Below are 19,300 nucleotides of genomic sequence, written 5' to 3'. Positions count from 1 at the left end.
CACCGCCGCAATGGCAAAGGAGATCACGCATGACATTCCCATTCAAACACCTGCTGGTGGCCGTTGGCTTAGTGGCCAGTGCCGCCGCCATGGCACAAAAAGCCCAGCCTCTCGACTTGGTTGCGCCTATTGCCGAGTACAAAATCTACGTGACCGAAAACGTGGACCAACTCGTGACCGACACCGCTGCCTTTGTTGCTGCAGTCAAGAAGGGCGATGTGGAAAAAGCCAAAGCCTTGTATGCACCTACCCGCGTGAGTTACGAGCGTATCGAACCCATTGCCGAGCTGTTCAGCGATATGGATGTGGCCATTGATTCACGCGCCGACGACTACGAAGGTGCTGAGAAAGACCCCGCATTCCCCGGCTTTCACCGTATTGAATACAGCCTGTGGCAGCACAACACCACTAAAGACGTGGGTGACGTTGCCGATAAACTGCTGGCCAACGTCAAAGAACTGCAAGGCCGCATTGCCAAGCTGACTTTCCCGCCGGAAGTCGTCGTCGGAGGCGCCGCCGTATTGATGGAGGAAGTCGCTGCCACCAAAATCTCCGGCGAAGAAAACCGCTACAGCAAAGTCGACCTGTGGGACTTTCAAGCCAATACCGAAGGCTCTTACAAAATCGTTGAGCTGGTGCGCCCTTTGATCGAGAAAACGGAAGCTCCATTTTTGGCCGAAGTCGACAAAAACTTCAAAACCGTTTTCGACATTCTGAAAACCTACCGCACCGCCGATGGCAAAGGCTTTGTTTCGTACGAAAAGCTGACCGACAAAGACCGCACCGTCATGGCTGCTGCCATCAATAAACTGGCAGAAGACCTCTCCACCCTGCGCGGTAAGCTCGGTCTGGATTGAAGTTCAAAGGTGACGATTAGGGGGCACTGTGCAAGTTTGGCAAAAAGTGTATATAGGGCAAGTAAGCGGTTTGCCTCCCGTTTTGCCGCACAGGGGGCTGAGCTAGGCGATACTTGGCACTTTCCTTTTGACCTAGCACATTTGCTTTTATGAGTATCCAATGGTTCCCCGGCCACATGCACCTGACCCGCAAAGCCATTGGCGAGCGGGTCAAAACCATTGATGTGGTGATTGAAATGGTCGATGCGCGTTTGCCTGCGTCCAGTGCAAACCCCATGCTGCGTGAATTGCTGGAGCACAAGCCGAACCTGAAGGTGCTTAACAAGGCCGATTTGGCGGATGCTGCACGCACGCACGAGTGGCTCGATTGGTATAACCAGCAACACAACACCAAAGCGGTGGCGATGGACGGCCACCATACAGCGCCTGCTCGGGCGCTGATTGATGCATGCATGGCGTTGGCGCCTTCGCGTGGAACGATGGACAAGCCCATGCGGGTGCTGATTTGTGGCATTCCCAATGTGGGCAAGTCCACATTGATCAACACCATGGTGGGGCGCCGTGCAGCCAAAGCCGCTAACGAGCCGGGCGTAACTAGGCAAGAGCAGCGGTTTTCCTTGCAGGACGGTTTTTATTTATTTGATACACCGGGGGTGTTATGGCCGCGCATTATCGTGGCGCAAAGTGGCTATAACTTGGCTGCGGCTGGCTCGATTGGTCGCAACGCATTTGACGATGAACTGGTGGCGCTGGAGCTGGTTGCGTACTTGCAGCGGCACTACCCGCAGGCGTTGTTGGCCCGCTACCCTGTGGCAGATAATGTGCAGGCCTTGACGGCTATGGCTGACCATGTGCTGTTTGACGAGGTGGGGCGCAAACGCGGTGCGTTGTTGCCGGGTGGGCGGGTGAATGCGCAAAAAGCAGCAGAAATTATTTTGCAGGACTTCCGCTCAGGGGTCTTGGGGCGTTTGACCATTGAAACCCCAGCAGAGTTTCAAGAGTGGCTGGCCACTGGCGAACGATTGGATGCCGAGCGCCAATTGCGCAAAGAGCAGTACGAGCAAGAGCGGGAGAAAAATAAGAAGCGCCGCAAGAAAAAATGATTTTTCGTTCAAGACGCATTTTTTTCATATACAATGCCGTCTTTCGCCGGATTAGCTCAGTTGGTAGAGCACCCGCCTTGTAAGCGGTAGGTCGTCAGTTCGAATCCGACATCCGGCACCAAACACATAAACCCTCATGCATTTGCATGGGGGTTTTTTGTTTTGTACGTTTGTTCAAGAGCCGTTTGAAAAGCGCCCGGGTTTGTGTATTCCCTGCGGTGATGAAAAAAACAGTGCCCGCCCGCTGGCTTGAGTCCGTCAAAAGCTATGCGAAAGAGGTAACTTCGGCAGGAGCAATGCCTCCATCAAAGCGGTCTGCATCATCTGCATGCCGGTAGAGCTTGTCCTATAGCCACGTAGGACAATGAGTACGCCAGAAGACAAATACAGCTGACATCCGCTTGGTATTCAGGACTCTAAGATGAAGTCTCCTATCAATCGTTGCAGGGCAACATATCAAGGAGCCATTATGAATAGCCAAAAATTTTTCATTGCGAGTGCAATTTCTCTGGGGTTGGTTTGCGGCGTAGCGACTGCTCAGCCTGTTGCAGGAACTGCTACTTTGGGTGTGTCTGCCACTGAAGTTCAGGCCGTGGCTTCAGGGTGGAGCTTGAAGGATTCGATTTTGGGCAAGACCGTGCACAATGATGGGGATGAGTCTGTTGGTAAGGTGGAGGACGTGATCGTGGCTCCTGATGGCACCGTTTCCTATGCCATTTTGAGTGTGGGTGGATTCTTGGGCATGGGGGCACATGATGTGGCCATTCCCGTTAAAAATTTCCGCATCAATAACGACAAAATCACGCTTGCAGGAGCGACAAAAGATGCGCTGAAAACACTGCCAAAATTTGAATACGCCAAGAAGTAATCGTCTTCAAGGAATAAAGAACCCCCCGCAAGGATGTAGTCCTTGCGGGGGGGCGTTTTTGCATGCAGGTTGTAGAGCGTGTGGATGCTCTTGAATATGTTTTCAGGTTGGGGTGGTTGCCACACGCAATCGAATGTGCGTAATCGTAGGCATGGCAGGAGTGTTTCCTGCTTTCAATGCCTCCAGCAGAAGCGGGCTGAGATGGCGAAGTTTGGCTGCAACGGCAGAGTTTGGCACAATCACACACCACTCGTGCCCTTCTACAGGGCCTGCTTGAACGCTGGCGCGTAACCCCATGGGCAGCGCAGGCTGTATGCATTCGAGCAATTGACTGGACAGTTTGGCGTGTGCGGTGAGCTGTGTCAGCAGTGGGGACTGGCCGATCAATGTGCCAATATCTGTGCGCGCTGTTGTGTGGCCGCTGCCGTAGTGCTGGGTTACGCGCGATGGGCGTGGGCGTGATGGGCGATCGGATTGCACGTGTACGTCCAGTGCCAAGTAGGCGTTGATGCGTGAAAAGCTGCGAGCAGGTGGCTGTTTGAGCGCCGCTGCGCAGCTTCTTTCATTGAAGCGAGAGGTTAAGACACCGTTATGCAATTGATTATGACTGATGCGCGTTGGTCGCGCAGCTACACGCTGAACTTTCCGTTGGCCGCACTGGTGCTGGCATTGGTGTTCACTTTGTGTGCGGGCGCGGCGGCTTTGCTGATGTTGCAAGCGCAGTCGCGTGTGAGTGATTGGAATGTGCAGACCTCAGCCATGAGTCGGGTGCTTGGTTTGGCCAACCGGGCCAGCGAATCGCTGGAGACAGAGCGGGCGGTGATGCGCCAGAGCATGGATGAAATGGCGAGAAAAGTCGGTGAGATGCAAGCAAGGCTGGTGCAGTTGCAAACTCAGTCTGAGCGGGTGTCTGATTTGGCTGGAGTGCCAGCCCCAGCGGATGGTGCTTTAGATGTTTTGTCTTTGGATGCAGGTGGCCCCTTGGTCAATGATGTACCGATGGAGCGGCAAGAGTTGCTTGATTTGCTTGCGCGCATGGATCGCCAATTGACGGATCAGTCTGACTATTTGATGGTTGCCCAAACGCATTTGTATGCAGATGTGCTGGCACGGCGCATGATCCCAACGCAAGAGCCCGTACCTGGTCGGCAGGTTGGTTCGGCCTTTGGAACGCGGATCGACCCGCTCACGGGGCGCAAAGCGCGGCACACTGGCTTGGACTTTCAGGCGCCAACTGGCACTCCAATTTTGGCCGCTGCTGGCGGTATTGTGATTACGCAACAATACCACTCGGCTTACGGCAACATGCTGGAAATTGACCATGGCAATGGCGTGATCAGCCGCTATGCCCATGCCTCTAAACTGCTGGCACAACGCGGTGATGTTGTGCGGCGAGGGGAAAAAGTGGCTGAAGTGGGCAGTACAGGGCGTTCCACTGGCCCACATTTGCATTTTGAGGTGCTGGTCAACGGCCAGCAGCAAAATCCCCAGCGTTTTCTTGCTGCGGGTAAAAAAGCGTCGTGGTCAGATTTGCTGGCCCAGCACCAGCAATAGGCCATTACGCCTGGGCCTTGGCAATTAGCAAGGTGCTTCATGACTTGTGTTGCGCAGTTGGGCCGAAGTCTTTTTCTGATGGACACGTCTTGAAACAGCACTGGTTGCCCCCAAGCTGATGGAGCATGGGGAGCGTATTGCGTTCACATCGCTGCAAGGCGCAAGACTTCTGACTGCCAGAAAGCTGCGCGTTAGAATGCGCGATACTGCAAAACCTGACTGCATTGATTGAGTGCGCCGTGCCGCTACTTGAAAGCACAGTTTGGTTTTGACTTTTTTATTTGGACTTGACTTTTGAGGAACCGGCCGCCCGTACCAATCAGGCGTGCGGGACGGTAATTTTCATGGCGAACTTTCTCACCAAGCTTTTCGGCAGCCGCAACGACAGGTTGCTCAAACAGTACCGCAAAACCGTTGCACGCATCAATGCAATGGAGTCTGAATTTGAAAAACTCAGTGATGAAGACTTGACCGGGAAAACCGCGCATTTCAAAGCGCGTTTGGACAAAGGCGAGAGCCTGGATGATTTGTTGCCAGAAGCATTTGCGGTTGTGCGCGAGGCCTCCAAGCGCGTGATGAAAATGCGCCATTTTGATGTGCAGCTCATTGGTGGCATGGCTTTGCACTACGGAAAAATCGCCGAGATGCGCACGGGCGAAGGCAAGACTTTGACCTCAACGCTGCCGGTCTATCTCAATGCATTGACAGGGCAAGGCGTTCACGTGGTCACGGTGAATGATTACCTGGCCCGCCGCGATGCCGAGAGTATGGGGCGCCTCTACAACTTTTTGGGCTTGACCGTAGGCATCAACTTGGCGACTTTGCCTAAAGAGGTCAAACAAGCCGCTTACCAGGCAGACATCACCTACGGCACCAACAACGAGTATGGCTTTGACTATTTGCGCGACAACATGGTCTATGAAGCCGCAGACCGGGTGCAGCGTGGTCTGAACTTTGCGATTGTCGATGAGGTGGACTCGATTTTGATCGATGAGGCACGCACGCCTTTGATCATCAGCGGCCCGGCAGAAGACAACACCAAAATCTATTTGACGATGAACGCCATTGCCCCGCAATTGACGCGGCAAGAAGGCGAGGCGGATCCTCGCACTGGCGAAGGCGTTATTACACCGGGTGACTACACGGTTGATGAGAAAGCCCGTCAGGTGCATTTGACCGACCAAGGCTACGAAACGGCTGAGCGCATTTTGTCAGAGCAGGGTTTGCTGGCCGAAGGCACTTCGCTGTACGACCCGGGCAACATCATGCTGGTGCACCATTTGTATGCCTCATTGCGTGCGCATACGCTGTTCAACCGTGATGAGCACTATGTGGTGCAAAACAACGAAGTGGTGATTGTGGATGAGTTCACAGGACGATTGATGTCTGGTCGCCGCTGGAGTGATGGCTTGCACCAAGCCGTTGAAGCGAAAGAGGGCGTGCGGATTCAGGCCGAGAACACCACCATGGCCTCCATCACGTTCCAGAATTACTTCCGCATGTACAACAAGCTCTCGGGGATGACCGGGACAGCAGATACAGAGGCGTACGAATTCCAGGAAATCTACGGTCTGGAGACCGTGATCATTCCTCCTAACCGCAAGAGCGTGCGCGACGACCAACTCGACCGCGTCTACAAAACCACTAAAGAAAAATACAACGCAGCCATTGCCGATATCCGTGAATGCTATGAGCGCGGTCAACCTGTGTTGGTGGGCACCAGTTCGATTGAGAATTCTGAGATCATTGCGAACTTGCTCAATCAGGCCAAGTTACCCCACCAAGTGCTCAATGCCAAACAGCACGAGCGTGAAGCAGACATCATTGCCCAGGCAGGTCGCTCGGGCATGATCACGATTGCCACGAACATGGCAGGCCGCGGGACAGACATTGTGCTGGGCGGAAATATCGAAAAAGACGTTGCGGCTATTGAAGCCAACGAAAATCTCTCTGAGGAAGACAAACGCATCCAAATCGAGGGTTTGCGCGAGCAGTGGAAGCAAGACAACGCCAAAGTCAAAGAGCTCGGTGGCTTGCGCATCATCGCGACAGAGCGCCACGAGTCACGCCGCATCGACAATCAGCTGCGCGGTCGTTCAGGCCGTCAGGGCGATCCAGGCTCTTCCCGCTTTTACCTTGGGCTGGATGATCCGCTGATGCGCATTTTTGCTGGCGATCGTGTGCGTGCAATCATGGACCGACTCAAAATGCCAGAAGGTGAGGCTATTGAGGCGGGCATGGTGACACGCAGTATCGAGTCAGCTCAGCGCAAGGTGGAAGCACGCAACTTCGATATTCGCAAGCAATTGCTGGACTACGACGATGTGTCCAATGAACAGCGTAAAGTCATTTATGCACAGCGCAATGAAATCTTGGATGCGACGAGCGTGAATGACACCATCGCTGGCATGCGAGAGGCGACATTCTCCGATTTGCTCAACCGCCATGTGCCGCCAGAGTCCATGGAAGAGCAGTGGGATTTGGTGGCATTGGATGCAGAGTTGGCCAATGAATGGGACTTGCATTTGAATCTGGCAGCCAAGGTAGAAGCTTCGGACTCCATTTCTGCAGAAGATATCCATGACTTGGTGATGAATGCGGCCAACGCAGCCTATGCTGAGAAGGTTGCGCGTGCAGGGGCTGAACAATTCAACAATTTTGAGCGTGTGGTGCTGCTGCAAACCTTTGACAATGCATGGCGTGACCATCTCAGCGCATTGGATTATTTGCGCCAAGGCATCCATTTGCGTGGTTTTGCGCAGAAACAACCGAAACAGGAATACAAGCGCGAGTCGTTTGAGCTGTTCCGTTTAATGGTCAACACCGCCAGTGCTGAAATCACCCGCATCATCATGCGCGTGAAAATTCAGGATCCGCAGCAGGTCGAACAAGCCGCTGCTCAAATGGAGGATGCCGCTGAAGCGTTGGCCCAGCGCGCCATTGACCACACCAATGCGGAGGCCGCTTTTGAGCAAGCGACTGCTGATGGTGTACCGCGTGTGGGCCGTAACGATCCGTGCCCATGTGGCAGTGGCAAAAAATACAAGCAATGCCACGGCCAATTGACTTGAATGGCAGTGCCTCGGTAGGCTTGCAAGACCTACTGAGGACTTGTTATGTTGTTTTTTAAAAGGTGCCATATGGCACCTTTTTTAGTTCATGGCCGTTCGATGGTGATGCTCAACTGAAAAAGCCATCCCAAGCAGAGCGGGCAATCAACACCGTGACCACGGCAATAAACATCCATCGCACGAAGCCTGAGCCGTAACGCAAGGCCATGGCCGTGCCTAAAAAGCTTCCGATAATGTTGGACAGGGCCAGTGGAATTGCCAAATGCCACCAAATATGGCCTTTCCAGCCCAATAGCAACAGGGCTGCGAAATTGGTGGCAATGTTGAGCAGCTTGGCATTGGCTGAGGCATTGAGAAAATCAAACCCCAGTATGCGTACAAAAGCGAAGACCAGAAAACTGCCTGTGCCTGGGCCAAAAAAACCGTCGTAAAAACCAATCAACAAACCAATCAGCATGCCCAACGCAATTTCCTTGTGTGGGTTTGCAATCGGTTGGTTGTTTTGCCCCATGTCTTTACGTGCCAAGGTGTAAACAAGCACGGCCAGCAGAATAAAAGGCAATGCCTTGCGCAAGAAGTCTGCGGAGATTTGGGTCAATGCCCAAGCGCCGAGCATGGAGCCCACAAACGCTGCCGCAATGGCTGGCACAAGTGTGCGCCAGCGGAATTGAACGCGCTTGGCGTATTTCCATGCAGCAAACGATGTACCCCAAATGGAGCCAGACTTATTGGTGCCCAATAACGTTGCTGGTACAGCGCTGGGGTAGACCGCAAAAAGAGCAGGTACAAGCACCAGACCTCCGCCGCCAACGATGGCATCGACAAAGCCTGCGAAAAGAGATGCGAGAGAGACGATGATCCATTCCATGGCGCGCGATTATCGTGCCATTTGCCGTTCAGCATGTACTGCAGCTGAGTGTTTGCATCAGTTGTTTTACTGAGTTTTATTGAAAATGCAGAATAAATTTTCAATTTTGCACAACATGACCCATGTACTGTATTGGATTCGATAGCCGAAAATAAATAACATATGCGCTTGATTGTTTGAATATCAGCTAACTTCTTCTAATTATCATTAATTTAGTGTGCATATATGCAGATTAAATAATCAAACATAAGCAAAAACACACAACCATAATAAACACCACGTTCAATCGAACGTCAAGATCGCTTGAATGCATTGAAGGATATACATGGTGTTGAGAAAAAAACGTTGGCTTCGCGCAGCAGGCCGACTTCGGGCGGGGATGCTGGCTATCACCGCTGTTGGGGTATTGCTGGCTGCGCCACAGGTGTTGGCACAAACGGCAGCGCAAGCCGTAGAGGACAAATCGCATGCGGCAATGGGCGTGCCCATTGAGCTGGCATTGGTGGAAAGTCTTTCTGGCCCCTTTGCCAATACAGGCGAGGCCGTGTTTCGCAATCTGTCGTGGGCTATAGAGCGTGTCAATGCCCGTGGTGGCGTGCATTTACCTGCCGAACAAGGTGGGGCACGTCCATTGAAGTTGCTGCGTTTTGACAGCAAGGGCCAAAATGAAGAGGCTTTGGCCGCTTTGCAAGCTGCCCGTGATGCGGGAGCCTATTTTGTGTTGCAAGGCAATTCATCGGCAACGGCTGAAGCCATTTTGAATGCGGTGGAAAAGAACAACCAGCGCACGCCTGAGCAATCGATGCTGTTTTTGAACTATTCGGCGGTGGATCCGGCGCTAACCAATGAAAAGTGCAGCTTTTGGCACTTTCGCTTTGATGCCCACGCCAATATGCGCATGAATGCGTTAATGGATGTGTTGCAAGCCGATCGTGACCTGAAAAAAGTCTACTTGTTTGGGCAAGACTACAGCTTTGGCCATGCGGTGCTGCGTGAAGCACGCCGCCAGTTGGAGCAACGCAGACCTGACATTGAGATCGTGGCGGAGGAATACCACCCGATTGGCCGCATCAAAGACTTTGCTCCTTATGGTGCCAAAATCAAGGCCAGTGGCGCGCAAGCGGTGATCACGGGCAATTGGGGCAACGATTTGACGCTGTTCGTGAAAGCCGCCAATGAGGTGGGTTTCAACGGGAATTTCTACACCTTTTACGGCAATGCACTGGGCGCGCCAGCGGCTATTGGCGATGCTGGTGTGGGTAAGGTGATTGCCGTTGCCGATTGGCTACCCAACAATCCAACGACACAAAGTCGCGCGTTCTACCAAGCGTTTCGCGAGCGTTTTCCGCGCCCTGCGGATGACTATGTGCACATGCGCATGCAGCTGTTGATTGAGTCCGTGGCCGCGGCGATGGAAAAGGCGCAGAGCACGGATCCAAAGGCGGTGGCCTTTGCGCTGGAAAACGTAGCCGTGTCACTATATGGGCAGCAAGGCCATATGCGCGCAGCCGACCACCAGTTTCAGCAATCGTTGTTGGTTGGGCGGATGCAGAAATCAGGCACAGAGGCCGTGCCGTTTGATGTAGAAGGCTCGGGCTATGGGTTTGAGGTGATTCAATCCCTGACACCAGCACAAGCCGAAATGCCGCAAAGCTGCCAGATGCAGCGGCCTAGCGCTAGCTGACAGAGCGCAGGGCTTTAGAACGTCAACACGTAAACACGGTTTTACGGCGCATCGGTAGGCAGTGAGGAGGCTGCCACTGGTGCCGCCGGTGCCGCTGTAGGTTGCAGTAGGTCGAAGCGGCGCTGCACAGCTTCACCGAGTTGCAAAACCGCCAAGGCGTAGTAGCTCGACTGGTTGTAGCGGGTGACGGCGTAAAAGTTTTCGGTTCCGGCAATGTATTCAGGCGGGTTTTCACCGTTTTTGAGCTCTACCAAGGCCATTTGCCCTTCATAGCGCTGGCCTGATGGCATGAGCTGCGCACCCAGTGCCGTCAATGCCGCTTGGTCGAACGTGGGCAGGATATCGGGGGCCAGCAAAGTGGCCATTTGCGCTGCAGTGGTTTGCCTTAAATCGATATTGAAATAGGCGGGCTGGTCTGGCTTCCAGCCATGCGCGCGCAAGTAATTGGCAACCGAGGCAATCGCATCGTGGGCACTGGTGAGCAAGTTCACGCCGCCGCTGCTGTCGTAGTCTTCGCCGTAAAGCATCCAGCTCGATGGCATGAATTGGGGAATGCCCATCGCCCCAGCGAAGCTGCCTGTGATGGACAGTGGGTCCAAGCCGTTGGCACGGCACAGGCGCAGGAATTGCTCGAGCTCCTTACGGAAATAAGCGGCACGCTCAAGGGCGCGCGGGTGCTCTTGCGGATAGTCAAAGGCCAGGGTGCTCAACGCGTCCAACACGCGGATGTTGCCCACGTTCTGCCCATACGAGGTTTCGATGCCAATGATTCCCACAATCACACTCGCTGGCACCCCCCACTGTTTTTGCACTTCTTGCAGCACTTGTTGGTTGCGCCGCCAAAACTGCACGCCAGCATCAATGCGGGCGGGGCTGACCAGGCGGGCGCGGTAGCCTTGCCAGTCGCGCACTGTAGAGGTACTGCCTTGCGCGGGTGTCATCAGGCGTTTTACACGTGCGTTGTACTGCGCCTGTGCCAAGATTTGGCTGGCCCATTCAGAGGGAATATCTGGGTCGGCAGCAAAAGTGCCGGCAAAGGCTCGTACTTGTTCAGCCCAACTGCTGACGGAGGGCGCTGGCTCCATGTTGGGGGTGACTGTTTCGCTGGGCGTTACGCTGACAGGGGCAAGTGTGGCGATGGGGGCATCTGGCCCGGTCTGGGCGTATGCTGCGCCACCAAGCCAGATGCTGATGGCCAAAGCCGTGGCATGCACCACCGCTTTGCTTGGTGCTGGGCGTTTGCAAGCAGGCATCTCGCAGTGCATTGCAAGAGGAGCAGAAGCGAAGGTGGAGGGCAACAGCATAGGGCGAATCATCATGAATGGGGCTTGGTGGGCCAATTCAGGCGCCGCCATCGGCGCTTGAGTTCAGGCAATGTCTCAGTGGTCTGGCGTGCATAGCGTTGTGCATCCATTGCGAGCAACCATTGTGATACATCGGTTGCGGCTTGCGGACCAAAAAAACCTTCGGCTGCTTGCGCCATGCGTCTAGGTGGCGTTTGGACTGGAATATGTAAACCAAGTTGTGCTAATCGACTATGGGTGTCACGTAACAGAAGTGACCAAGGGTCACGGTTTCGGCGGCGTAGGTATGGCCACACCATATATGCAGCGCTGGTTGCGACCACCAAAGCCACGGTGATCAGGGCCACATGCGCCCAATTCAAGCGGCGCAGGCCCAGACTCTCTAGCAGCGACTGCTGGTTGCGTTGGTCGTAGTTGAGCACCCATTGTGTCCAGCGGTAGTCCATGGCATCGCTGATGGCTTGCAGGCGGGCAACCCAGGCCATGTTGCCGTCCCAGCCCGCAGCGCGGGCATCCGCGCCTGCTAAACGTGCGGCAGATTGGGACAGGCTGATGCGTTCTGGCGCAATCGCCCCTGTGGGGTCAATGCGCTTCCAGCCTTCGCCTGGGAGCCACACCTCAACCCAGGCATGGGCATCGGACTGGCGCACAATCCACACCCCATCGACGGGATTGACTTCGCCGCCTTGGTAGCCCGTGACAATGCGTGCAGGAATGCCTGCTGCGCGCATCAAAACGGCGTAGGCCGAGGCAATGTGCTCACAAAAACCTGCACGGTGTACAAACCAGAAGTCGTCAGCCGTATCGTTGCCGTACAACGGTGGTTGCAGGGTGTAGTGAAAAGGTTCACGGCGCAGCCACTGCAACACGTGTTCCACCAAAGCGCTGTCGCGGTCATGTTCAGCGATGCTGGGGTTGGCTTGAATCTCTGCACGCAGTTGATGGGCCCATTCACGGGTGCGTGGGTTGTCGTTGGGGGGCAGTTCCAAATAAGGGGCTAGATCAGGCTGTTTGGCCGTGCGTGCGTAGGTGCCTTGTGTGAAGCTGACAGCGCTGTAGCGGGTCGTGTTGTTGATGGGGCGAAAGCTGTTCCATACCAATTCCTGATTGAGCAAGCCGGTTGGCACGCTGCTTTCACTGCGCTCAGGGGCTTGGGGCATCCAGTCCAGCGGCAGTAACCAGCGTTGGCGATGGGCTTCAAGCACAGTCTCATACCGAATTGCTGGACCTTGCGGTTCAAAAGGGTTGGCGTAGGTGCCTGCTTTGGCATCACTGAGGACGGGGCCGACTTCTCTTGCGATCCAGTTGCGACCTTGGATGCGTGAGAGCACCGGGCCGCGGAAGTACATGTCAGACTGCGCTGGCGTTGGGGAGTCTGGTGCAAAGCGCACACGCAGGGCAATTTCTCGGCTTTGGGCCAAGTCGGCAATTGTGCCCACTTCCATGGAGCCTGACAGGCCTGTGCGCGCTTGTGTTGGGGCATTGGGCACACCCCATAGCGGCGCGAAACGTGGAAACAAAATATAAAGCGCGCCAATCAACGGCAGGCCAATGACCAGCAGCAGCAAGGCTGATTTGGCAGATTCCCACAGCGGAGGTCGTCCCACGGGCTTGTGCGCATTGACCAATGCGGTGAGCAGGCCACAAAACACCAGCACCATCAGCAACGCCACCATCATGGTTTGGGCGAACAGAAAGGTTGTGACGATGCTGAAAAAGCCAAGGAAAAATAAAACGAACGAGTCGCGCCTAGCTTGCATTTCCAGTGTTTTGAGCGCCAATAAGAGTAACAAAAACGTTAATGCAGCACCGGAAATGGAGGCATTGACGAGCAACTCAAATGCAATGCCAGCGATGGCCAGCAGCAGCAGCGTGACCACCTGCCATCGTTTAGGCAGGGACTTGCCACGCAAGCTGATGCTGATGCGCCATACCAACAGACCGAAGGCAAACACGCCTGCCCAGGTGGGCAGTACACGGCTCATTTGCAGGGTCAGTACGGTGAGCACAGAGAGCAAAAACACATCGTCTCGTGCTTGGCGAGAGAGGCGTTGGTGCCAAGAAATGGTTGCGGCCGTCATGTGTGCTTTCAACTCAAGGCCAATGCTTTAAGGCATTGGTGCTTATGGTTTGGCCCGTTGGCGGGCTCGATCTTTTGGTGTGGTAGGCGCAGGCCATAAGTCAGGCCTTGGGCGTCGGCCATCAAAATCCAGGCGCATAGCCGCGAGAGCACGGCTTCAGGTTGCTGCAGCCCGGTGGCGGCGTGGTCCAGCCACACCTGCGTCGTATCCAATTGGGTTTGGTCTCTGCGAATCCAGTCGCCTGAGCCCGTGGCGATGGCGGTGGCGGTTTTTTTCCACAGGATGGATTTGAGCGGATCACCCCGCTGGTAGGTGCGAAAGCCCTCCATCTCAAAAGAGGGCGAGCGTGAGGATGCCACGCCGGCGTCTCCTGCCAAGCCGCTTTGGGCAATGCTGGGCGCATTCGGTTCGGGAGCAGGGTAGACCCACAGTTGCACATTGGGGCGCCACAGCGACCAAACCCGAAAAGCCCCGATGGGATAGCGTGTCTCCACGCTGATGGTCGGGCAGTCATGCCTGCCGCGCACAGGCATGGGCAGCAGCACTTGGGCAGTGGTTGGTTGTTCCTTTTGTGCGTCCACCAGCAAAGGCGGGCTAGCTAGGGGGGCTGCAGTTACGGGCAGTTGCGGCGCCAGACCAATGGCGAATTTGGTGTTGGCGCTGGTGTGTTGCAAATACACCGTCAGCACCGCTGGTGAGGCGGCAAAAACTGGGGGGGGCTCGTGCGTGTTGAGTTCCAGCCCCCGCAAGTTGCTGTGGGCCACCAAGATGCTGATGAAGGTCACGCCTGCGAGCATGAAGGTAAACAAGAAGCCCAGGTTGATTTGGTAATTGATTGCGGCAATCAGCAGCAAGGTGGCCGTCAATCCTAGCATCCAGCCTGCGCGGGTAGGCAGCACATACAGGTTGCGTTGTGACAGCACCCAATGGTTGGTGCGTGGCAGGCGTTGCTGAATCCAGCGGTCAATGCGCAGGCGCAATGGGGTGAAAGGCGAAATGCCTAGCAAGCGTTTGAGGGGGGAGGGCATGGACGCATGCCTTTAACGCAATGGGGTGGCTTGAACCATGGCCTGCACTTGCGCGCCCGCACTGCGCCCCGACTGTGCCAGCGGCACCAAACGGTGTGCAATGGTTTGCTCAATGGTGTCTTGCACATCTTCGGGGGAGACATGGTCACGCCCTAGGATCAAGGCGCGCGCTTTGGCCGTGCGCACCAAAGCAATGGCAGCGCGTGGGCTCAACCCCTGCACAAACCATTGGCCAGAACGGCTGGCCTCAACCAAATCGAGAACGTAATCGAGTAAGGCATCAGAGGCATGCACCTGCAGCACGGCTTGCTGGATGTGCTGAATCTCTTGCGCGTTCATGATGGCGTGCAATTGCTGCACATGTTGGCGGTGCCCATTGGCGCTGAGCAACTGGCGCTCGGCTTGGCGATCAGGGTAGCCAAGTGAGACGCGCATCAGAAAGCGATCCAGTTGTGATTCTGGAAGAGGGTAGGTGCCCAATTGTTCGCGGGGGTTTTGCGTGGCAATCACAAAAAAAGGCTGAGGCAATGGCCGGGTAGCGCCTTCTGCTGAGACCTGCTGCTCTTCCATCGCTTCGAGCAAGGCACTTTGCGATTTTGGGCTGGCGCGGTTGATTTCATCGGCCAGCAGAATTTGCGAAAAAATAGGCCCCGGATGAAAGACAAAGCCCTCTTGACTGCGTTCGTAGACAGAAACTCCAGTCAAGTCACTGGGCATCAAATCAGCGGTGAACTGCACCCGTGAGAACTGCAGTCCGAAGGTGTGTGCCAGACCGTGCGCCAGCGTGGTTTTTCCAACCCCGGGAACATCTTCCAGCAGCAAATGACCGCCTGCCAATAGGCACGTAACGCAATCCAATACCTGGGTGTTTTTACCTACGATCAGTGTGTTGAGTTGGGCAAGGACTGAGTTGATTTGAGATTGAATAGACATTTTGACGTTACAGTAATCACAACCCACAGGCGAGGGAGAAGGCGGATCATGGAGCTACCGTCAGAGCGCAACCGACGGTTATGCATGTGAGCCAATGCAGTGTAAGAGCCTGTAATTGAATGCGTAAAAGCGTTGATTCTAAAGAGCTAAAGAGACAAACCATGGCTACTGGATATATCACCCACCGCGATTGCTGGTTACATGAAATGGGGCCGGCACACCCCGAGTGCGCAGCCCGGCTGGATGCGATCGAAGACCGTTTGCTCATCTCCGGTGTGATGGATGCCTTGCAGCGCTTTGATGCGCCTAAAGCATCTGTGCATGATTTGGAGTTGGCCCACACCCGCTTGCACGTAGCCGCAATGCGTGGTTTGGATTTGTTGATGCAAGAAGAGCTCCAAGCCGGGGGGGATGGGCATTCGCAAATTGACACCGATACCATGCTGGGCCCGCATACGTGGAATGCCGCCTTGCGCTCGGCAGGGGCCGTGCTGTTGGCCACCGATATGGTGATGTCGGGGCAGTTGAATAATGCCTTTTGCGCGACTCGCCCTCCCGGGCATCATGCAGAGCATGACAAGGCCATGGGCTTTTGCTTTTTCAACAACATTGCAGTGGGCGTGATGTATGCCTTGCACCGTTATCAACTCCAGCGCGTGGCGGTGGTGGATTTTGATGTGCACCATGGCAATGGCACGGAAGACATTTTGGCGAAAGAGCCTAAGGCGTTGATGGTCGGTTTCTTTCAGCACCCCTTCTACCCCAACAGTGGTGAAGTGGCCAAGGGCGAGAACATGCTCAACATCCCCATTCCTGCCTACACCAAAGGCATGGATGTGCGCGAGATGATTGATATGTTGTGGACGCCACGACTGGAGGCGTTCAAGCCAGAGATGATCTTCATCAGTGCAGGGTTCGACGCACACCGCGAAGACGACATGGGGCAACTGATGCTCAATGAGAGCGATTACACCTGGATCACCCGCATGGTGATGGATGTGGCAGAACGCCACGCCAAAGGGCGCATCGTTTCCAGCCTAGAGGGCGGCTATGTGCCTGATGCTCTGGCCCGTAGCGTAGAAGCACATGTGCGTGTTCTGGCAGGACTGTGACACTGCCGCCCATCTGGTGCGCGTATAAAAGCCTAGAGCAGGCTTAGAACAGAACATCAATCAGAGAAGATAAAGGAGACGCCATGAGTGACGATTTGCTGCATTTGAGCCAACCCCGTGCAGGGGTCGTGCAGGTAACGTTGAACGATCCAGCGCGTTTTAATGCGCTTGGCGGTGACATGCTGGAGCAGCTGATTGCCACCTTTAAAACCTTAGCTGCTGATGAAAGCCTGAGGGCAGTAGTGCTGGCAGGCAATGGCAAGGCCTTTTGTGCAGGGCATAACCTCAAGGAGATGGCCGCGCACCCTGATATGCAGTGGTACCAGGCGCTATTTGCCCAGTGCTCGCGATTGATGCTGGCCATCCACCATTTGCCAGTACCGGTGATTGCCAAAGTGCAAGGCATTGCCACGGCAGCAGGGTGTCAATTGGTGGCGCAATGCGATTTGGCGGTGGCTTCGCAAGAGGCACGTTTTGCGGTCAGTGGCATTCAATATGGTCTGTTTTGTTCCACGCCCAGCGTTCCTTTGGTACGCAACGTGCCTTTGAAGAAAGCCATGGAAATGCTGGTGACAGGGGCGTTTATCTCTGCTCAAGAGGCGCTTCAGGCAGGACTGCTCAACCGGGTGGTGCCTGCTGATGAATTGGAGCAAGGCGTTGATGCATTACTCGACGCGATTGTTTCGAAACCGCGCATTTCGTTGGCGCGGGGCAAGGAACTGCTGTATGCACAAAAAAACATGGGTATTGAAGCGGCTTATCAGCTGGCAGCGCAAACTATGGCGATTAATATGATGGACGATGCGGCGCAAGAAGGTGCGCAGGCGTTTGTACAAAAGCGAGCGCCGCACTGGTCTTGAGCTTGATTGATGATTGCTCACACGGTCTATGGCAAACGAATCCACCACTTCAGCTCTTTCCTCCACCTCAATAGCAGCCCCTCCTGTTGGAGAGGCGTTGGCCGGAACGTCGTTTTTAGATTGGCTTGACCAATTCAGTGGGCCGCAAGCGCTGGTTGAATTGGCCATCATTGCAGCTACTTTGTTGGTGATCTTTTTTGCCTTGCGTAGCTTGCGCAATGGCGCCGATTACGACAATCCAGACTCTGTGCTGTTTGGTCGCAAGGTGGTCGATGGTGTTCTATTCCCTTTGCTGGGGCTACTGGCGCTATCGGTTGTACGTACTGCGTTGGCACCGCACCAAAGCATTTTGCTGTTGACGCTCGCCATTCCGCTGCTGACATCACTCTTATTGATCCGTGCAGGCGTAAAGGTTCTTAAGTTGGCCTTTCCTGGCAAACGTTGGGTGGAGCCAGTCTCGCGCAGCTTTTCCTGGCTGATCTGGGCTTGTGTTGCGCTGTGGATCATTGGTTTAGGCCCTACGTTACTCAATAGCCTTGACGCCATCCATTGGGGCATCGGGGGCAAGCAAGTTTCAGTATTGCGGTTGCTGGAATCGCTTTTGACTGCGGGTTTGTTTTTGCTGGGCAGTTTGTGGATTTCTTCAGCCATTGAGAACAAGTTGATGGCGTCAGCCTCTGCAGCCCATTTGCCGGGGCGCAAAGCCATCACCACAGCAGTGCGCGCGGTGCTGCTTTTCATTGGCCTGCTGGTGGCCATGAATATGGCGGGCATTGATTTGACTGCGCTGTCGGTGTTTGGTGGTGCTTTGGGCGTCGGTATTGGTTTGGGGTTGCAGCGCTTGGCTGCCAACTACGTCAGTGGGTTTGTGCTGTTTACCGAGCGTGTCATTCGTGTAGGAGACACCATTAAGGTCGGTGGATTTGAAGGCACGGTGGTGGAAATGTCGGGGCGTTACACCGCTATTTTGGCCAGCAGTGGGCGCCAAGCTATCGTTCCGCACGACATGCTTACCAGCACGATGGTCGAAAAAATCTCGACAACAGCCTCGCGTGCATTGCAATCGATTTCCATGACTGTGGATGGAGGCAACGATGCGGCAGTTGTGGCACGCATGCTGGTCGAGGCTGCGCAAAGCCAGCCCAGAGTACTGACGGCACCCGCGCCCTTTGCCAATTTGCTCAATGTGAGTGCGTCTGGGCTGGAGTTCAAGCTCAATTACTACATTGGGGATTTGTCTGCGGGTGGCACCGAGAGCTTGCGTTCGGCCATCAATTTGGCCATTTTGTCTGCATTTGATGCCGGGCAAGTCACGATTGCGGCACCGCAAACCAGTTTGAACTGGCAGGATTTGAATGCTTGGCTGGCGCAGGCTACCGAGTCTAAAAGCGCTTCGCAAGCGCCGCAGGCCAACGACAACCCAATCGATTGATGCATTAGGTCAATCGTGCAGCACAACAACAGGCATGAAGAAGCCATGTTCACACAAGGATTTTCTTCCAGACACGCGAACAGTGACTAAAATAGAACGTTCGTGCGATTTTTTAAAACTGAAGGCGGTGGCGCTGGTGGTGCCCTGCTCTGATCAACCTGCCTATCGAGGCCATTTAGGAGAGACAACCCAATGACCAAGGTCCTAGTACCCGTCAAACGCGTGGTCGACAAAGACATCAAAGTGCGCGTGAAGTCTGACAACAGCGGTGTAGACATAGCCAATGTCAAGCACAGCATGAACCCCTTCGATGAAATCGCCGTAGAAGAAGCTGTTCGTCTCAAAGAAAAAGGCGCCGCCTCTGAAGTCATCGTCGTCTCCATTGGTGTGAGCCAAGCGCAAGAAACCCTGCGCACAGCGCTGGCCATTGGTGCAGACCGCGCCATTTTGGTGGAAACCGCAGAAGAAGTGCAGCCACTGGCTGTTGCCAAAATCCTCAAAGCCTTGGTCGATAAAGAGCAACCCGGCCTTGTGCTGCTGGGCAA

At 54.8% G+C, this 19,300-nt stretch carries 16 protein-coding genes and 1 tRNA gene; 11 read left to right on the top strand and 6 right to left on the bottom strand.

Translation table 11 applies throughout. The features are described from left to right. Window positions 1-29 precede the first annotated feature (29 nt). The 4 genes from efeO (at window position 30) to E9531_RS13910 (ending at window position 2,828) form a co-directional block, all read left to right on the top strand. Window positions 30-857: an iron uptake system protein EfeO gene (gene efeO / locus E9531_RS13925; protein WP_136574377.1), complete on the top strand. Its 828-nt coding sequence runs from the start codon at window positions 30-32 to the stop codon at window positions 855-857. Window positions 858-1,006: 149 nt separating this feature from the next. Then, window positions 1,007-1,960 carry a ribosome biogenesis GTPase YlqF gene (ylqF, locus tag E9531_RS13920; RefSeq protein WP_136574376.1) on the top strand — a complete coding sequence of 318 codons (954 nt, stop codon included), beginning with the start codon at window positions 1,007-1,009 and terminating at the stop codon, window positions 1,958-1,960. A gap of 45 nt (window positions 1,961-2,005) precedes the next feature. Next, window positions 2,006-2,081, top strand: a tRNA-Thr gene (locus E9531_RS13915). Between the two features lie 348 nt (window positions 2,082-2,429). Next, on the top strand, window positions 2,430-2,828 hold the full coding sequence (locus E9531_RS13910; RefSeq protein WP_136574375.1) for a PRC-barrel domain-containing protein: 399 nt from the start codon (window positions 2,430-2,432) through the stop codon (window positions 2,826-2,828). Between the two features lie 102 nt (window positions 2,829-2,930). Here E9531_RS13910 and E9531_RS13905 read toward each other — a convergent pair whose 3' ends face one another. Beyond that, window positions 2,931-3,308 carry a DciA family protein gene (locus E9531_RS13905; RefSeq protein ID WP_136574374.1) on the bottom strand — a complete coding sequence of 126 codons (378 nt, stop codon included), beginning with the start codon at window positions 3,306-3,308 and terminating at the stop codon, window positions 2,931-2,933. A 111-nt stretch (window positions 3,309-3,419) separates the two neighbouring features. Here E9531_RS13905 and E9531_RS13900 point away from each other — a divergent pair, with 111 nt between their 5' ends. Beyond that, window positions 3,420-4,382, top strand: a complete 963-nt coding sequence (locus E9531_RS13900) for a M23 family metallopeptidase (protein WP_136574373.1) — start codon at window positions 3,420-3,422, stop codon at window positions 4,380-4,382. A gap of 344 nt (window positions 4,383-4,726) precedes the next feature. Further along, window positions 4,727-7,453, top strand: coding sequence for a preprotein translocase subunit SecA (secA, locus tag E9531_RS13895; protein WP_136574372.1), 2,727 nt, complete (start codon window positions 4,727-4,729; stop codon window positions 7,451-7,453). A 109-nt stretch (window positions 7,454-7,562) separates the two neighbouring features. On the opposite strand, the gene E9531_RS13890 is transcribed toward secA, so the two are convergent. Next, window positions 7,563-8,321: a sulfite exporter TauE/SafE family protein gene (locus E9531_RS13890; RefSeq protein WP_136574371.1), complete on the bottom strand. Its 759-nt coding sequence runs from the start codon at window positions 8,319-8,321 to the stop codon at window positions 7,563-7,565. Window positions 8,322-8,646: 325 nt separating this feature from the next. Here E9531_RS13890 and E9531_RS13885 point away from each other — a divergent pair, with 325 nt between their 5' ends. Continuing rightward, complete coding sequence (locus tag E9531_RS13885; RefSeq protein ID WP_136574370.1) at window positions 8,647-10,005, top strand: branched-chain amino acid ABC transporter substrate-binding protein; 1,359 nt, start codon at window positions 8,647-8,649, stop codon at window positions 10,003-10,005. Window positions 10,006-10,046: 41 nt separating this feature from the next. Here the strand turns inward: E9531_RS13885 and mltB are convergent, their stop codons facing one another. From mltB to E9531_RS13865, 4 genes are read right to left on the bottom strand one after another with little or no spacing between them, the layout of a single operon-like run. Then, window positions 10,047-11,360 carry a lytic murein transglycosylase B gene (gene mltB / locus E9531_RS13880; protein WP_244610120.1) on the bottom strand — a complete coding sequence of 438 codons (1,314 nt, stop codon included), beginning with the start codon at window positions 11,358-11,360 and terminating at the stop codon, window positions 10,047-10,049. Further along, window positions 11,321-13,390 (bottom strand): transglutaminase TgpA family protein, encoded by a 2,070-nt coding sequence (locus tag E9531_RS13875; protein ID WP_136574369.1) that lies wholly within the window; start codon window positions 13,388-13,390, stop codon window positions 11,321-11,323. Before E9531_RS13875 ends, mltB begins: the two co-directional genes overlap by 40 nt. Window positions 13,391-13,398: 8 nt before the next feature. Then, complete coding sequence (locus tag E9531_RS13870; RefSeq protein ID WP_136574368.1) at window positions 13,399-14,418, bottom strand: DUF58 domain-containing protein; 1,020 nt, start codon at window positions 14,416-14,418, stop codon at window positions 13,399-13,401. Between the two features lie 12 nt (window positions 14,419-14,430). Then, the gene (locus E9531_RS13865) at window positions 14,431-15,351 is read right to left on the bottom strand and encodes an AAA family ATPase (protein ID WP_136574367.1); all 921 of its coding nucleotides are present in this window, start codon (window positions 15,349-15,351) and stop codon (window positions 14,431-14,433) included. A gap of 161 nt (window positions 15,352-15,512) precedes the next feature. Between E9531_RS13865 and E9531_RS13860 the strand changes: the two genes are divergently transcribed. The 4 genes from E9531_RS13860 to E9531_RS13845 form a co-directional block, all read left to right on the top strand. Beyond that, window positions 15,513-16,463: a histone deacetylase family protein gene (locus E9531_RS13860; protein ID WP_244610119.1), complete on the top strand. Its 951-nt coding sequence runs from the start codon at window positions 15,513-15,515 to the stop codon at window positions 16,461-16,463. A gap of 83 nt (window positions 16,464-16,546) precedes the next feature. Further along, the gene (locus E9531_RS13855) at window positions 16,547-17,323 is read left to right on the top strand and encodes an enoyl-CoA hydratase (protein WP_136574366.1); all 777 of its coding nucleotides are present in this window, start codon (window positions 16,547-16,549) and stop codon (window positions 17,321-17,323) included. 28 nt (window positions 17,324-17,351) lie between these two features. Next, window positions 17,352-18,755 (top strand): mechanosensitive ion channel family protein, encoded by a 1,404-nt coding sequence (locus tag E9531_RS13850; RefSeq protein ID WP_136574365.1) that lies wholly within the window; start codon window positions 17,352-17,354, stop codon window positions 18,753-18,755. A 192-nt stretch (window positions 18,756-18,947) separates the two neighbouring features. After that, window positions 18,948-19,300: electron transfer flavoprotein subunit beta/FixA family protein (locus tag E9531_RS13845; RefSeq protein ID WP_425293583.1), on the top strand; the 353-nt coding region annotated here is incomplete at its 3' end.

The sequence above is a fragment of the Lampropedia puyangensis genome, from assembly GCF_004833285.1.
Lineage (GTDB): Bacteria > Pseudomonadota > Gammaproteobacteria > Burkholderiales > Burkholderiaceae_C > Lampropedia > Lampropedia puyangensis.
The sequence above is the reverse complement of the archived record's forward strand: the minus strand, read 5'-3'. Positions and strand labels throughout refer to the sequence as shown.

Coding starts and splice junctions, on each gene's coding strand:
- E9531_RS13850 (WP_136574365.1), top strand. CDS start 17,352: ATGGCAAACGAATCCACCACTTCAGCTCTTTCCTCCACCTCAATAGCA.
- E9531_RS13875 (WP_136574369.1), bottom strand. CDS start 13,390: ATGACGGCCGCAACCATTTCTTGGCACCAACGCCTCTCTCGCCAAGCA.
- efeO (WP_136574377.1), top strand. CDS start 30: ATGACATTCCCATTCAAACACCTGCTGGTGGCCGTTGGCTTAGTGGCC.
- E9531_RS13890 (WP_136574371.1), bottom strand. CDS start 8,321: ATGGAATGGATCATCGTCTCTCTCGCATCTCTTTTCGCAGGCTTTGTC.
- E9531_RS13860 (WP_244610119.1), top strand. CDS start 15,513: ATGGCTACTGGATATATCACCCACCGCGATTGCTGGTTACATGAAATG.
- E9531_RS13885 (WP_136574370.1), top strand. CDS start 8,647: ATGGTGTTGAGAAAAAAACGTTGGCTTCGCGCAGCAGGCCGACTTCGG.
- E9531_RS13865 (WP_136574367.1), bottom strand. CDS start 15,351: ATGTCTATTCAATCTCAAATCAACTCAGTCCTTGCCCAACTCAACACA.
- secA (WP_136574372.1), top strand. CDS start 4,727: ATGGCGAACTTTCTCACCAAGCTTTTCGGCAGCCGCAACGACAGGTTG.
- E9531_RS13870 (WP_136574368.1), bottom strand. CDS start 14,418: ATGCCCTCCCCCCTCAAACGCTTGCTAGGCATTTCGCCTTTCACCCCA.
- ylqF (WP_136574376.1), top strand. CDS start 1,007: ATGAGTATCCAATGGTTCCCCGGCCACATGCACCTGACCCGCAAAGCC.
- E9531_RS13910 (WP_136574375.1), top strand. CDS start 2,430: ATGAATAGCCAAAAATTTTTCATTGCGAGTGCAATTTCTCTGGGGTTG.
- E9531_RS13855 (WP_136574366.1), top strand. CDS start 16,547: ATGAGTGACGATTTGCTGCATTTGAGCCAACCCCGTGCAGGGGTCGTG.
- mltB (WP_244610120.1), bottom strand. CDS start 11,360: ATGGCGGCGCCTGAATTGGCCCACCAAGCCCCATTCATGATGATTCGC.
- E9531_RS13900 (WP_136574373.1), top strand. CDS start 3,420: ATGCAATTGATTATGACTGATGCGCGTTGGTCGCGCAGCTACACGCTG.